At 68.6% G+C, this 12951-nt stretch carries 13 protein-coding genes; 6 read left to right on the forward strand and 7 right to left on the reverse strand.

The features are described from left to right. Nucleotides 1-652: 652 nt before the first annotated feature. A complete protein-coding gene (locus tag GRC12_RS33540) occupies nt 653-1408 on the forward strand; it encodes a class I SAM-dependent methyltransferase (protein ID WP_208783525.1) in 756 nt (251 codons plus the stop codon). A gap of 316 nt (nt 1409-1724) precedes the next feature. On the opposite strand, the gene GRC12_RS33545 is transcribed toward GRC12_RS33540, so the two are convergent. Continuing rightward, complete coding sequence (locus tag GRC12_RS33545) at nt 1725-2276, reverse strand: hypothetical protein (protein WP_208783504.1); 552 nt, start codon at nt 2274-2276, stop codon at nt 1725-1727. A gap of 148 nt (nt 2277-2424) precedes the next feature. Between GRC12_RS33545 and GRC12_RS33550 the strand changes: the two genes are divergently transcribed. Continuing rightward, nucleotides 2425-3600, forward strand: a complete 1176-nt coding sequence (locus tag GRC12_RS33550) for a tyrosine-type recombinase/integrase (RefSeq protein ID WP_208783507.1) — start codon at nt 2425-2427, stop codon at nt 3598-3600. Nucleotides 3601-3799: 199 nt separating this feature from the next. On the opposite strand, the gene GRC12_RS33555 is transcribed toward GRC12_RS33550, so the two are convergent. Then, the gene (locus GRC12_RS33555; protein WP_280117554.1) at nt 3800-4957 is read right to left on the reverse strand and encodes an acyl-CoA dehydrogenase; all 1158 of its coding nucleotides are present in this window, start codon (nt 4955-4957) and stop codon (nt 3800-3802) included. 190 nt (nt 4958-5147) lie between these two features. Here GRC12_RS33555 and GRC12_RS33560 point away from each other — a divergent pair, with 190 nt between their 5' ends. Further along, a complete protein-coding gene (locus tag GRC12_RS33560; protein WP_208783512.1) occupies nt 5148-6491 on the forward strand; it encodes a UDP-glucose dehydrogenase family protein in 1344 nt (447 codons plus the stop codon). A gap of 150 nt (nt 6492-6641) precedes the next feature. Here GRC12_RS33560 and GRC12_RS33565 read toward each other — a convergent pair whose 3' ends face one another. Then, the gene (locus tag GRC12_RS33565) at nt 6642-7142 is read right to left on the reverse strand and encodes a CGNR zinc finger domain-containing protein (RefSeq protein ID WP_208783514.1); all 501 of its coding nucleotides are present in this window, start codon (nt 7140-7142) and stop codon (nt 6642-6644) included. 80 nt (nt 7143-7222) lie between these two features. Here GRC12_RS33565 and GRC12_RS33570 point away from each other — a divergent pair, with 80 nt between their 5' ends. Both GRC12_RS33570 and GRC12_RS33575 read left to right on the forward strand, forming a co-directional pair. After that, complete coding sequence (locus GRC12_RS33570) at nt 7223-7579, forward strand: VOC family protein (RefSeq protein WP_208783516.1); 357 nt, start codon at nt 7223-7225, stop codon at nt 7577-7579. Nucleotides 7580-7627: 48 nt separating this feature from the next. Next, the gene (locus tag GRC12_RS33575) at nt 7628-8011 is read left to right on the forward strand and encodes a VOC family protein (protein ID WP_208783527.1); all 384 of its coding nucleotides are present in this window, start codon (nt 7628-7630) and stop codon (nt 8009-8011) included. A gap of 15 nt (nt 8012-8026) precedes the next feature. On the opposite strand, the gene GRC12_RS33580 is transcribed toward GRC12_RS33575, so the two are convergent. From GRC12_RS33580 to GRC12_RS33595, 4 genes are all read right to left on the reverse strand, one after another. Then, a complete protein-coding gene (locus GRC12_RS33580; protein WP_208783518.1) occupies nt 8027-9142 on the reverse strand; it encodes a dipeptidase in 1116 nt (371 codons plus the stop codon). A 141-nt stretch (nt 9143-9283) separates the two neighbouring features. After that, nucleotides 9284-10462: a dipeptidase gene (locus tag GRC12_RS33585; protein ID WP_439959919.1), complete on the reverse strand. Its 1179-nt coding sequence runs from the start codon at nt 10460-10462 to the stop codon at nt 9284-9286. A gap of 5 nt (nt 10463-10467) precedes the next feature. Continuing rightward, nucleotides 10468-10992 (reverse strand): 5-(carboxyamino)imidazole ribonucleotide mutase, encoded by a 525-nt coding sequence (purE, locus tag GRC12_RS33590; RefSeq protein ID WP_208783521.1) that lies wholly within the window; start codon nt 10990-10992, stop codon nt 10468-10470. After that, nucleotides 10989-12128: a 5-(carboxyamino)imidazole ribonucleotide synthase gene (locus GRC12_RS33595; protein ID WP_208783523.1), complete on the reverse strand. Its 1140-nt coding sequence runs from the start codon at nt 12126-12128 to the stop codon at nt 10989-10991. Before GRC12_RS33595 ends, purE begins: the two co-directional genes overlap by 4 nt. Before the next feature lie 247 nt (nt 12129-12375). On the opposite strand from GRC12_RS33595, the gene GRC12_RS33600 reads away from it, so the two are divergent. Next, a complete protein-coding gene (locus GRC12_RS33600) occupies nt 12376-12879 on the forward strand; it encodes a GtrA family protein (protein ID WP_133046027.1) in 504 nt (167 codons plus the stop codon). Nucleotides 12880-12951: the final 72 nt, after the last annotated feature.

Genomic DNA, 12951 nt, shown 5'->3' on the forward strand with positions numbered 1-12951 from the left:
CAACACCGCGACCGGCAACAACGGCTCCAGCACCGCCCACTGCTCGTCAGAAAGATCCCCTCGCCCCACATACAGATCATCACGGCACGGGACGAGGAAGGGAGCCGACTTTCAAAACACGCGCTAGCCCGCCTGGTGGTCTCTGCTGCCGAACACCTGCACTCGGGCGCTGATGTGTCGTACGGCTTCTATCTGGAACGTCCCTCGTATCTGTCCCTGGCAGTGGTGACGTGCTCCCCGAATCGTGCGCTTCCTGGAGCGGCCTGCCCAGTCGCGTAGTCGAAACAGTGAAAGGCCCCGTCCGAATGGACGGGGCCTTCTTGGTTTGCCTAGAGCAGCGCAAGGAAGGGATTCGTGTCCCCGAGCGGTTCCGGTCGCTTCGGTTCCGGCGCAGGCTTGGGTGCTGGTCGGTAAGCATCAAGCTGGACAACCGTTGCGCGGTTCTGTTCACGCTCCGCGCTGGCCGGCTGCGGCGCAGAGTTACCTCACGAACAACTTCTCAGCTAACCAGCCGATGACATCCACTCAGGCGGACAACTGACAACCCACAAACACCATCAGAGCCACCTTGCGAAAACCATTGGTGCCCGGCTTGCTCCGCTGATGAACTGACGTCCTGCCGTGAGTCTGCCGCGTGACGGAGGTAGTAGTTGTGACGGGCTATAACACGCTTGCCGAGGTGTACGAGTGGCTCATCTCGGATGCAAAGCTGGCTCCAGCCGAGTTCGCTGCGTCGTTCGATGACGTCCTCAATCTCCTGCCGTCGAACGCTCACGTCCTCGACTGTTCGTGCGGAACCGGACAGTTGGCTGTTGGCCTCGCCGGTCGTGGCATGCAGGTTGTCGCAACTGACGCCAGCGAAACGATGGTTCGTCGGACTGCAGAGTTGTCTGAGGAGTTCGGGGCATCCGTCCGGGCCGTACGGGCGAACTGGGAAGAGTTGCCCGACCATTTCCAGGACAACACGTTCGACATGGTGTTCTGCGTTGGCAACTCGCTGCACCATGCCGTGGGGGCGAGAGGCAGGGTTGCTGCTCTGGAGTCGATGTCGCGGCTTCTGCGTCCCGGCGGGCGCTTGGTACTCACCTCCCGTACTTGGGAACTCGTGAGGGCCAGAGGTTCCCGGCTGGACATCAGTGACCGACTCGTCCGCCGGAACGGCCGCGATGCCATCGTGGTCTACCGCTGGGAGATTGCGCCGCATTGGGAGGAGGAGCACCACATCGAGATTGCGATCGCGCAAGTTGATGCGACCGGGTTGGTTCTTGTCCGCTCGGAACTGCTGTCCTGCTGGCCCTACCGGTACGAGGAACTCGAAGTCGAGTTGCACGGGGTCGGACTCCAGACGGAACTGAGCACGTTCGATCTGGAGGCCGAGAACTACATGGTGGTCGCGAACAAGGTATGAACACCGGACTCTCAGTCCCTGCCCGGACCGCGCGGTTGCTCGCAGGACTTGCGCCCTCTCATCGGTGCGGTTTCACCACGTACTCGCTCACCAGGGCACCCATGCAGCCGGTGTAGACGTCAACTGGCGCCACCTGGAAGAATGGAGGACCGGTTCTGGCTCGGACTCGGAATCGTCACCGCGGAGTGTGAAAACGGTGGCCGGCCGACCCGTCTTGTCAACGGTCATCAGTCTCGGGTACGCCATTCATCCTCCAAGAAACAAGAAAGCCCCCGAAGACCATCGGGGGCTCAATGCGTATGAAGTGCTAGGTGCTTCAGCCGTGTTGGCTACCTGATTCAGCCATTTCCTCAAGTATGGCTTTGGCCTTGTCCGTCAACTCGCCACCCGCCTTACCGGCAACTGTGGTCAGGAAGCCGTCCCTTCTGGCCCGCTTCAGGTGATCCTTCACCGTCTCAGGTCGGCGGCCGATGAGCCGGGCCAGCCATGGAATGGGCGCAGGAGCCCCAAAATCCGCCATGACGGTGTACGTGGCTACAAGCAAGGTCAAGTACCGCTCTGAGACGCCTTCGCCCTCCAGGGCGAGCCTCGCCGCCTCTCCCATCTCATTCACCTTCCCTGCCAGTTCCTCCAACGTCCGCTGAGCTTCGGGAGCCTGCTTGGCCAATTCCAACGCGGCGGCCATGTCGAGCCTGCGCAGGACAGTGGTCGAGATACCCCGTGCCACCTCACGAGCCGGGGCACCTTCGGCCGGCTGGATGGTGATCCGCTGCGGTCCCCCGTTGATCGGTCCTACGGGCCACCACATGTGGACCACCCAGGCGCCTTGCTGCTGAGTGATCTCGAACCCGCTGTCATCCGCTTCCATATCACTCAAGTTAGCACACCCAGGGTGTGCCACCCTGTGTTGACAACCCAGGGTGGTCAGTGCGCAAACTTGGAACGGCGCCGGGGAATCACCGGCGCGACGGCGGGGCGGGCCCGTACGTCGGCAGCAGCAGGAGGGGGCCGCTTCAGTGGCAAGGGCATGGGTCGCGCGGTCAAAGGACGACCCGAAGAAGTGGACGACGTTTTGGTACGACCCGGACGGCAAGCAGCGACAGAAGACGTTCGAGACCAAGAAGCGGGCTGACGACCAGCGCAAGGGCAAGGAACAGGAACTCGACGCCGGGACCTACCTGGACGACCGCTTGGGCAAGCAGCCCGTGACGGCCGTGTGGGAGCAGTGGACCAATCAAAGGAAGCTGGAGAACAGCACCAAGAAGCAGTACCGGTCCATCCTCAACACGACCATTGAGCCGTTCTTCAAGGCCCGTTCCATCGTGTCCCTGAAGGTCGCAGACGTTGAGCAGTGGCTCTTGTGGATGGAGCAGGACCGGAAGCTCTCCGCCCGCACACGCCGTCAGCGATTCTCGTTCTTCTCCGGGATGATGGACTGGGCTGTCGTTAACGAGATCATCGGCCGGAACCCGTGCAAGAAGGTCAAGGGCGCCGGAAGCCGCGCCAAGGAGATCCGGGAGCAGAAGAGCACCGCAAGGCGGCTCACGACGCGGGAAGTCCTGGCGATGCTGGATGCCGCCCCTCCGCGTTACCGCGCGATGCTGTGGCTCATGGCCGGGTGCGGCCTGCGGCTGGGTGAGGCCATGGCGGTGTCCCGCGATCAGATCGACTTCAAGGCCGAGACGCTTCGCGTCGACTTCCAGATTGCGGAGGACGGAGACACCGCGTCGGGGAAGAACAGCGCGATCCAACGTCGGCACATCAAGGCTCGTGACGAAGGCGAGCCAGGGCGTTCCGTCCCCCTCCCGCCGAACGTCGCCTTCGAGCTTCGGCGGCACATCAAGAACCACGGCGTATGGGGGCCGGAGCGGCTTCTCTTCCCCAACGTGACGCGGACCGGCTACCTCTACGCGTCGTACTTCTACCCGAAAATCTGGATGGAGGCTCTGGGCAAGGGACAGGTGAAGTACTGCAAGGCGCACTCACTCCGGCACTACTACGGGTCGCGGCTGCTGTACGCCGGAGTCCCCGAGAACGATGTGGCCGACTGGATGGGCCACAGCAGTACGGACGTGCTGAGGGAGCACTACCACTACATCTTCGAAGGGGCCGAGCAGCGCGGCCGGGCCGCCATCGCAACGATGTTGACGCCCGGCGCCGACGACCCGACGGAGGCATCAGAGGTCGCCTGATACGCGTACGGCAACAGCCCCCGGCGTCGCGCCGGGGGCTGTGTTGTTTGGGCAGGTCAGTGGCTGTTTTCAGTCCGGCATCTGCCCAGGATTCCCCCAGCATGACGCCCACGAACGGTCCTGATCGGGCCGCAATGGACAGAAGGCCGAGGGTGTCCCTCCGGACCTTCGAAACAGCTTCTGACCTGCAAAAACCCTGCTAGGGCAGGTTCCTCGCCATGACGATCCGCTGGACTTGGTTCGTGCCCTCATAAATTTGCGTGATCTTCGCGTCGCGCATCATGCGCTCCACCGGGTAGTCGCGGGTGTAGCCGTACCCGCCGAGCAGTTGGACGGCGTCCGTGGTGACCTCCATCGCCACGTCCGAGGCGAAGCACTTCGCGGCGGCGCCCTGGAAGGTCAGGTCGCGGTCGACGCGCTGCGAGGCGGCCGCGGCCTGGTAGGTGAGGGCGCGGGCCGCCGAGATCTTCATGGCCATGTCGGCGAGCATGAACTGGATGCCCTGGAAGTCGGCGATCGGCTTGCCGAACTGCTTGCGCTCCTGGACGTAGCCCTTGGCGTAGTCGAGGGCGCCCTGGGCGATGCCGAGGGCCTGGGCGGCGATGGTGATGCGGGTGTGGTCCAGCGTCTTCATCGCCGTGGCGAAGCCGGTGCCCTCCTCGCCGATCATGCGGTCCGCGGGGATGCGGACGTTGTCCAGGTAGACCTCGCGGGTCGGGGAGCCCTTGATGCCGAGCTTCTTCTCCGGGGCGCCGAAGGAGACGCCCTCGTCGGACTTCTCGACGACGAAGGCCGAGATGCCCTTGGAGCGCTTCTCGGGGTCCGTCACGGCCATCACCGTGTAGTACTCGGACTCGCCGGCGTTGGTGATCCAGCGCTTGACGCCGTTGAGCACGTAGTGGTCGCCGTCGCGCACGGCCTTCGTCTTCATGCCGGCCGCGTCGGAGCCCGCGTCCGGCTCGGAGAGGCAGTAGGAGAACATGCCGTCGCCCTTGGCGAGCGGGGTCATGTACTTCTTCTTCAGCTCTTCGGAGCCGGAGAGGATGACGGGCAGGGAGCCCAGCTTGTTCACGGCCGGGATCAGGGAGGAGGAGGCGCAGACGCGGGCCACCTCCTCGATCACGATGACCGTGGCCAGCGCGTCCGCGCCCGCGCCGCCGTACTCCTCGGGTACGTGCACGGCGTGCAGGTCGTTCGCGACCAGGGCCTCGAGGGCCTCGCGCGGGAAGCGGGCCTCCTCGTCCACCGCGGCGGCGTACGGCGCGATCTTCGCCTCGGCCAGGGAGCGGACGGCGTCACGGAGCATGTCGTGCTCCTCGGACGGGCGGTACAGGTCGAAGTCAGCCGATCCGGCCAAGGTGTCTCACGCTCCAAAGAAACTGCGCTTGCCGACGCTAATTACCGTTAAGTAACTCAAATTTTAGGGGGCGGCCCACGGGAGTGATACGTGAGCTTGGCGACAGCGGGAAAGTTGCCCGCTGAAGGCCTGTGGCATGCCCCGGATATGCTCGGGCAGCGCAGCGAACCACGTCCCCACTGGAGCCCCCATGAGCCTCAAGATCACCGTGATCGGCACCGGCTACCTCGGCGCCACCCACGCCGCGGCCATGGCCGAGCTGGGGTTCGAGGTGCTGGGCCTTGACGTCGTGCCCGAGAAGATCGAGAAGCTGGAGCGCGGCGAGGCCCCGATGTACGAGCCGGGGCTGGAGGAGCTGCTGCGCCGCCACGTCGCCGGCATCGAGGGATCGACGGGGCGGCTGCGCTTCACGATGGACTGGGCCGAGGTGGGGGCCTTCGGCGACGTGCACTTCCTGTGCATCAACACCCCGCAGCGGCACGGCGAGTACGCGGCGGACATGTCGTACGTCGAGTCCGCCTTCGCCTCCCTCGCCCCGCATCTGACCCGGCCCGCCCTGGTCGTCGGCAAGTCGACCGTGCCCGTCGGGACGGCGGAGCGGCTCGCCCGCTTCCTCGCCGAGAACGCCCCCGCCGGCGAGAACGCCGAGCTCGCCTGGAACCCGGAGTTCCTGCGGGAGGGCTTCGCGGTGGACGACACCCTGCACCCCGACCGGATCGTGGTCGGCGTGCGCAGTGAGCGGGCCGAGAAGCTGCTGCGGCAGGTGTACGCGACGCCGCTCGCCGAGGGCACACCGTTCGTGGTGACGGACTTTCCGACGGCGGAGCTGGTGAAGACCTCCGCGAACTCCTTCCTGGCCACCAAGATCTCCTTCATCAACGCGATGGCCGAGATGTGCGAGGCGTCCGGCGGCGACGTCGCCAAGCTCGCCGAGGCGATCGGGTACGACGACCGGATCGGCCGGAAGTTCCTGCGGGCCGGCATCGGTTTCGGCGGCGGCTGTCTGCCCAAGGACATCCGGGCGTTCATGGCGCGGGCGGGTGAGCTGGGCGCGGACCAGGCGCTGACCTTCCTGCGCGAGATCGACTCGATCAACATGCGGCAGCGCGGGCAGATGGTGGAGCTGGCCCGGCAGGTGCTGGGCGGGGGCCCGTTCCTGGGCAAGCGGGTCGCGGTGCTCGGCGCGACCTTCAAGCCGGACTCGGACGACGTGCGCGACTCCCCCGCGCTGAACGTGGCCGGCCAGATCCATCTGCAGGGCGGCCAGGTCACGGTGTACGACCCGAAGGGCATGGACAACGCCCGCAGGGTCTTCCCGACCCTCGGCTACGCGGACACGGCGCTGGACGCGGTGCGCGGCGCCGACGTCGTCCTGCATCTGACGGAGTGGCGGGAGTTCCGCGAACTGGACCCGGCGGCGCTCGGCGAGGTCGTGGCGGCGCGGGTCGTGCTGGACGGCCGCAACGCCCTGGACCCGGCACTGTGGCGGAAGGCCGGCTGGACGTACCGGGCCATGGGTCGCCCCACGGCGTAGAGGCGCGCAGGGGCGCGGCTGAAAGGGCCCCGGAGGCGAACGAGCAATCAGAAGGCGACGCCGGTTCGGCCGAGGCTCAGTCGGCCGAACCGGCGTCTTGTTGCATTCTGCACCACCGGCCTGTGCGGCGGCCGGGGAATGGGTGCGGGACTACTTGGCGCGGTACCGCCGCATCTTCGCCCGCGCCCCGCACACCTGCATCGAGCACCAGCGGCCGCGCCCGGCCGGGCTGCGGTCGTAGTACGCCCAGTGGCAGGTCCCGCTCTCGCAGGCCTTCAGGCGGGTCCAGGTGCCGTTGACGAGTGACTCGGCGACGGCGGCGGCGACCCGGGAGCGGAGCGGGCCGGCGTCGGCGGGGGCGAGGGTGGCGGAGCCGTCCTCCGGGTCGACCTTGACCCGCAGCGGCGCGGACGCGAGCAGGTCGTCCAGGGGTGTGACCGGCGCGTGCGGCGGATGACCGGCGTGGGCGAGCAGCGTGGCGCGCAGGGACTCGCGCAGTTCGCGCGCGGCGGGGACCTCGTCCGGGGTCAGGCCGAACGGCGCGCGGCCGTCCACCGTGTCGAGCGCGTCCGCCCCTGACTCGATGTCCAGCGTGTTCACCAGGGCCTCCACCAGGGCCAGGCTTCCCGGTGCGGCCGATCTGTCACTCACCCTTGCGACGTTACCGCCAATGCGGCAGCATGCAGTAACCGTTACTGGATGAAGCCTTCTACAGGTAACAGGAGGAAGTCATGGCACTCGCCAAGCTGGGCGCCGTCGTCCTGGACTGTCCCGATCCGCGCGCGCTCGCCGGGTTCTACGCCGAGATCCTGGGCGGCACGGTCGAGGGAGAAGGAGAGTGGGTGGACCTGAAGGTGCCCGGCGGTCAGCCGCTGGCCTTCCAGGCCGCCGAGGGATTCGTACCGCCGCGGTGGCCCTCCGCCGAGCACTCGCAGCAGTTCCACCTGGACCTGGTCGTCGACGATCTCGACCGAGCCGAGCAGGGGGTGCTGGCGCTGGGGGCGAAGCCCCTGGCCGAGGAGGGCGGCAGCAGCTTCCGGGTTTACGCCGACCCGGCCGGGCACCCGTTCTGCCTCTGTGCCGACTGAACTCCGCTTGCCGAACCCCGTGCCGAACCAGGAGGAACCGTCGTGACCGTGGCCCGCTTGCGTTCCGTAGTGCTCGACTGCCCCGACCCGCGCGCGCTCGCCGACTTCTACGCCCAGGTCGTCGGCGGCACCCCCCAGGCCGAGGACGACGAGTGGGTCGTCCTCCAGGTCCCCGACGGGCCGCGGCTCGCCTTCCAGCGGGCCGAGGGGCTCACCCCGCCCGAGTGGCCGCGCGCGGACCGCAACTCGCAGCAGTTCCACCTCGACTTCGACGCCGGTTCGACATGGGAGGAGATCGACGCGGCGCACGAGAAGGTGCTGGCGCTGGGGGCGCGGCCGCTGGACCTGGAGGACCGGGAGAAGAAGGACTTCCAGGTGTACGCCGATCCGGCGGGTCATCCCTTCTGCCTCTGCCGGATCGAGCACCCGTAGGCCCGCAGGGGACGGCTATCCGTCCAGGTCGGCGATCTTCGCCGTCGACGGCTCGCGGCGCTGCTGGGCGGCGCGGGCCGTGAAGTCGGCGGTGCGCAGGACACGCTGGGCGTTGCCCCAGGTCAGCAGGGCCAGATCGGGCTCGGACCAGCCGCGGTGCAGGAGTTCGGCGACGAGGTGCGGATAGCAGGAGGCGTCGCCGAGGTCCTGCGGGTGCGCGGTGCCGGCGTCGTAGGTCCCGGACAGGGCGACGCACTCCGGGCCCGCGACCTCGCGGACGTGGTCGAGATGGTCGGCGACGTCACGGACGAACGGGCCGGTCTGCTCGGCAGTCAGCGGCACCATGCACAGGCCCTTGACCGCGCCCAGCTCGGCGAGCAGGTCGTCGGGGAGGTTCGCGGGGTGGGGGCGCAGGGCGCGGGCGGCGGAGCGGGTGAAGACGACCGGCGCCTTGGAGACCGCGAAGACACGGCGGATGGTGTCGGCGGAGGCGCCGGAGAGGTCGGCGAGGACGCCGAGCCGGTTCATCTCCCGCACGACCTCCTCGCCGAACCGGGTCAGCCCGGCCCCGCTCGCCCAGCTGGCGCCGGACAGGGTGAGCGCGCGCAGGCCGAGGGCGTGCAGGGAGCGCAGGATGCCGAGGGAGTCGCCGAGGGCCGCCGCCCCGGCGGGGCCCAGCAGGACCGCGACACGGCCGCAGTTGCGGGCGTCGGTGAGCTGCCCGGCCGCGTACGCCAGGCGCAGACCCTCGGGATGGGCCTGCACCACGGTCTTCACCAGGTCCAGCTGCTCCAGCGTCGCCCCCACGGCCCGGTCCCCGGCGAGACCCTCCGGCAGGTGCAGCGACCAGAACAGGGCGCCGACGTGCCCCTCCCGCATCCGGGGCACGTCCGTGTCGACGGAGCTCTCGCCGAGCTCCAGGTCGTACCAGGGCAGATGTCTGAGGGCCCAGGGCAGCCCGCTGTAGCCGTCGGCGACGGGATGGGCGGCGAGGATGGCGTGGGCGCGCTCCAGCGGCGCGTCGTCGGGATCGGAGACGGGCGTGTAGGGCTCGGCCGCGAAAGGGTCCGGCAGCCCGTCGAGCGTGCCGACCTCGGCGGCGGCGTGCAGTTCGTCCTGGAGGTCTGCCATGGCGGGCTCCGTACGTCGTGATCGTCGTCCCCAGTCGTCCCCGAGGGATACGGTCACCGTCGCACGGAGCCCGGAAGGCTTCCTGGTGGGTGGGGCGTTCGGGGGTCCGCCGGTTCAGCGACCCTCCGGCGGCCCGCCCGGTCAGCCGTCCAGTTCCTCGATCGTGGCGTTCGACGGTCCCCGCGTCGCCTGCAGAGCGCGGGCCACGTCCTCCGCGGCGCCCAGCACCCGTACCGCGTTCTGCCAGGTCAGCTTGGCGAGGTCCGAGGGCGACCAGCCTCGCTCGAGCAGTTCCGCGACGAGGTTGGGGTAGCCGGAGACGTCGTTCAGGCCGTCGGGGGTGAAGGCCGTGCCGTCGTAGTCGCCGCCGATGCCGAGGTGATCGATGCCGGCGACCTCGCGCATGTGGTCGAGGTGGTCGGCGACGGTCGCCACGGTGGCGACCGGGCGCGGGTTGCGCTCCTCGAAGGCGCGGTGCAGCTTCATCGCCTCCTCGCCGGTGTCGAGGTGGTGGAAGCCGTGGGAGCGCAGGTTCTCGTCGGCCGCGGCCGTCCAGTCAACGGCCGCCTGCAGCACGAACTTCGGCACGAACGTCACCATCGCCACGCCCCCGTTGCCCGGGAGGCGTTCGAGGACGTCGTCCGGGATGTTGCGGGGGTGGTCGCAGACGGCCCGGGAGGAGGAGTGCGAGAAGATCACCGGCGCGCTGGTGGCGTCCAGCGCGTCCCGCATGGTCGTCACCGCCACGTGCGAGAGGTCGACGAGCATGCCGAGCCGGTTCATCTCCCGCACGACGGCACGGCCGAAGGCGGTCAGGCCGCCGGCCCTGGGCTCGTCGGTGGCCGAGTCCGCCCAGTCGTTGTTGTCGTTGTGGGTGAGCGTCATGTAGCGGACGCCCAGCGCGTACAGCCCGCGCAGGGTGCCGAGCGAGTTGGCGATCGAGTGCCCGCCCTCGGCGCCCATCAGGGAGGCGATACGGCCCTCGGCCCGCGCCGCCTCCATGTCCGCGGCCGTCAGCGCGGGCGCCAGGTCGGCCGGATACCGCGCCAGCAGCTGCCGTACGCAGTCGATCTGCTCCAGCGTCGCGGGCACCGCGTCCGGCAGGTCCGAACGCACGTACACCGACCAGTACTGCGCCCCGACCCCGCCCTCGCGCAGCCGCGGGAGGTCGGTGTGCAGGTGCGCGTTCTGGGGTACGGCGATGTCGCGGGCGGCGAGGTCGTAGCGGACCTGCTCGCGCAGCGCGTAGGGCAGGTCGTTGTGGCCGTCGACGACCGGGAACTCGCGCAGGAGTTCCCGGGCCTCGTCCAGGAAGCTCACGGACGTCACTTCCCGAAGCCGAAGCCGCCGCCGTTGCCCTCGACCTTGGCGCGCAGCCGCTTGCCCTTCTCGGTGGCCTGGTCGTTGAGATCCTGCTGGAAGTCCCGCATCCGCTGCAGCAGGTCCTCGTCGTGCGCGGCGAGGATCCTGGCCGCCAGCAGACCGGCGTTGCGGGCCCCGGCGACGGACACCGTGGCCACCGGGACACCGGCCGGCATCTGCACGATGGAGAGCAGGGAGTCCATGCCGTCGAGGTACTTCAGCGGCACGGGGACGCCGATCACCGGGAGCGGGGTGACGGAGGCGAGCATGCCGGGCAGGTGGGCGGCGCCGCCGGCGCCCGCGATGATCACCTTCAGCCCCCGCTCGGCAGCCTGCTCGCCGTAGGTGACCATCTCGCGCGGCATCCGGTGCGCGGAGACGACGTCGACCTCGTACTCGATCTCGAACTCGTCGAGTGCCTTGGCGGCGGCCTCCATGACGGGCCAGTCGCTGTCCGACCCCATGACGATGCCTACAACGGGGCTCATTCGGTGATCGTGCCTCTCAGGTAACCGGCTGCGTGACGTGCGCGTTCGAGGACGTCGTCCAGGTCGTCGCCGTAGGTGTTGACGTGGCCCACCTTGCGGCCGGGCTTCACGTCCTTGCCGTACATGTGGATCTTCAGCTGGGGGTCGCGGGCCATGCAGTGCAGGTACGCGGAGTACATGTCCGGGTAGTCGCCGCCGAGGACGTTGACCATGACCGTCCACTTCGCGCGGGGGCGCGGGTCGCCGAGGGGGAGGTCGAGGACGGCGCGGACGTGGTTGGCGAACTGGGAGGTGATCGCGCCGTCCTGGGACCAGTGGCCCGAGTTGTGGGGGCGCATGGCCAGCTCGTTGACGAGGATGCGGCCGTCGCGGGTCTGGAACAGCTCGACGGCGAGGTGGCCGACGACGCCCAGCTCCTTGGCGATGGTCAGCGCCATCTCCTCGGCCCGCAGGGCCAGGGTCTCGTCGAGGCCGGGGGCCGGGGCGATGACCGTGTCGCACACGCCGTTGACCTGCTGGGACTCCACGACGGGGTAGGCGACGGCCTGGCCGTGCGGGGAGCGGACGACGTTCGCGGCGAGCTCGCGGACGTAGTCGACCTTCTCCTCGGCGAGGACCGGGACGCCGGCGCGGAAGGGGTCCTCGGCCTCCTCCGCGCCGTCCACGACCCACACGCCCTTGCCGTCGTAGCCGCCGCGGACGGTCTTGAGCACGACCGGGAAGCCGTCGCCCTCCGCCGCGAACGCAGCCACGTCGGCCGGGTCGCTCACGATCCGGTGCCGGGGGCAGGGGATGCCGAGCGCGTCCAGCCGTGCGCGCATCACGCCCTTGTCCTGGGCGTGCACCAGCGCGTCGGGGCCGGGGCGCACGGGGATGCCGTCCGCCTCCAGGGCCCGGAGGTGCTCGGTGGGTACGTGTTCGTGATCGAAGGTGATCACGTCGCAGCCCTGGGCGAAGGCGCGGAGCGTGTCGAGGTCGCGATAGTCGCCCACGACGACATCGCCGACGACCTGCGCCGCGGAATCCTGAGGGGTGTCACTGAGGAGCTTGAACCTGATGCCCAGCGGGATGCCCGCCTCGTGCGTCATACGCGCGAGCTGGCCCCCGCCGACCATGCCGACTACCGGGAACGTCACGCCCCTAGGGTATCGGCCGTGCGGGCGCGACCGATTTCCGGTCGAAATCTTGCCCTCTTACCGGGCTCTTCCCGGACTTTTCATCCTCTTCCCGCCCTCTTCCCAAGCTGTTTCCGACCCGTGAACTCATCCACGGGAGATTGAGAGGCTGGGTGGTTAGCATGGCTTGAGTCGGCGCGAACAGCCGCAGAACTCCGAGAACGCCGAGAACGACGGCGCAACGACCCGGATGGGGGCCTTCAGGACCATGGGACAAGGTTCCTCAGGGCTGCGAAGGCTCGTACAGGAGATCGCCAAGTTCGGTGCGGTGGGTGCCCTCGGCACCGTCGTGAACTTCGGCGTCTCCAACCTGCTGTGGCATCTGACCACGCTGCAGGCGGTGCGCGCGAACGTGATCGCCACGGTGGTCGCCATCGGCGTCAACTATCTGGGCTTCCGGTACTTCACCTACCGTGACCGCGACAAGGGCGCCCGGACCAAGGAACTCACGCTGTTCCTGGTCTTCAGCCTGGTCGGCCTGGTGATCGAGAACGGTGTGCTGTACGCCGCGATCTACGGCTTCGGCTGGGACAGCTCGCTGCAGCGCAACATCTTCAAGGTGGTCGGCATCGGCCTGGGCACGCTGTTCCGCTTCTGGTCCTACCGCACCTGGGTCTTCAAGGCCCTGCCGGTCGCGGACGCGGAGGCCCTGCTGGAGGCCGAGGCGATGAAGCGCTCACTGACCCCGAAGACGGAACAGCACGTCAGCTGAGACCGGTCCCGGCCGACGCCCGGCCATGTCGGCCCCGGCACGCACCGGGCAGCCCACGCGCCTGCTACCCAC

Origin of the sequence: Streptomyces griseorubiginosus (genome assembly GCF_017614965.1) — a bacterium.
Classification (GTDB): Bacteria; Actinomycetota; Actinomycetes; order Streptomycetales; family Streptomycetaceae; genus Streptomyces; species Streptomyces griseorubiginosus_B.

Bases quoted from the DNA above. Each gene is read 5' to 3' on its own strand.
- GRC12_RS33545 (WP_208783504.1), bottom strand. From the start codon at position 2,276: ATGGAAGCGGATGACAGCGGGTTCGAGATCACTCAGCAGCAAGGCGCC.
- GRC12_RS33560 (WP_208783512.1), top strand. From the start codon at position 5,148: ATGAGCCTCAAGATCACCGTGATCGGCACCGGCTACCTCGGCGCCACC.
- GRC12_RS33570 (WP_208783516.1), top strand. From the start codon at position 7,223: ATGGCACTCGCCAAGCTGGGCGCCGTCGTCCTGGACTGTCCCGATCCG.
- GRC12_RS33580 (WP_208783518.1), bottom strand. From the start codon at position 9,142: ATGGCAGACCTCCAGGACGAACTGCACGCCGCCGCCGAGGTCGGCACG.
- purE (WP_208783521.1), bottom strand. From the start codon at position 10,992: ATGAGCCCCGTTGTAGGCATCGTCATGGGGTCGGACAGCGACTGGCCC.
- GRC12_RS33600 (WP_133046027.1), top strand. From the start codon at position 12,376: ATGGGACAAGGTTCCTCAGGGCTGCGAAGGCTCGTACAGGAGATCGCC.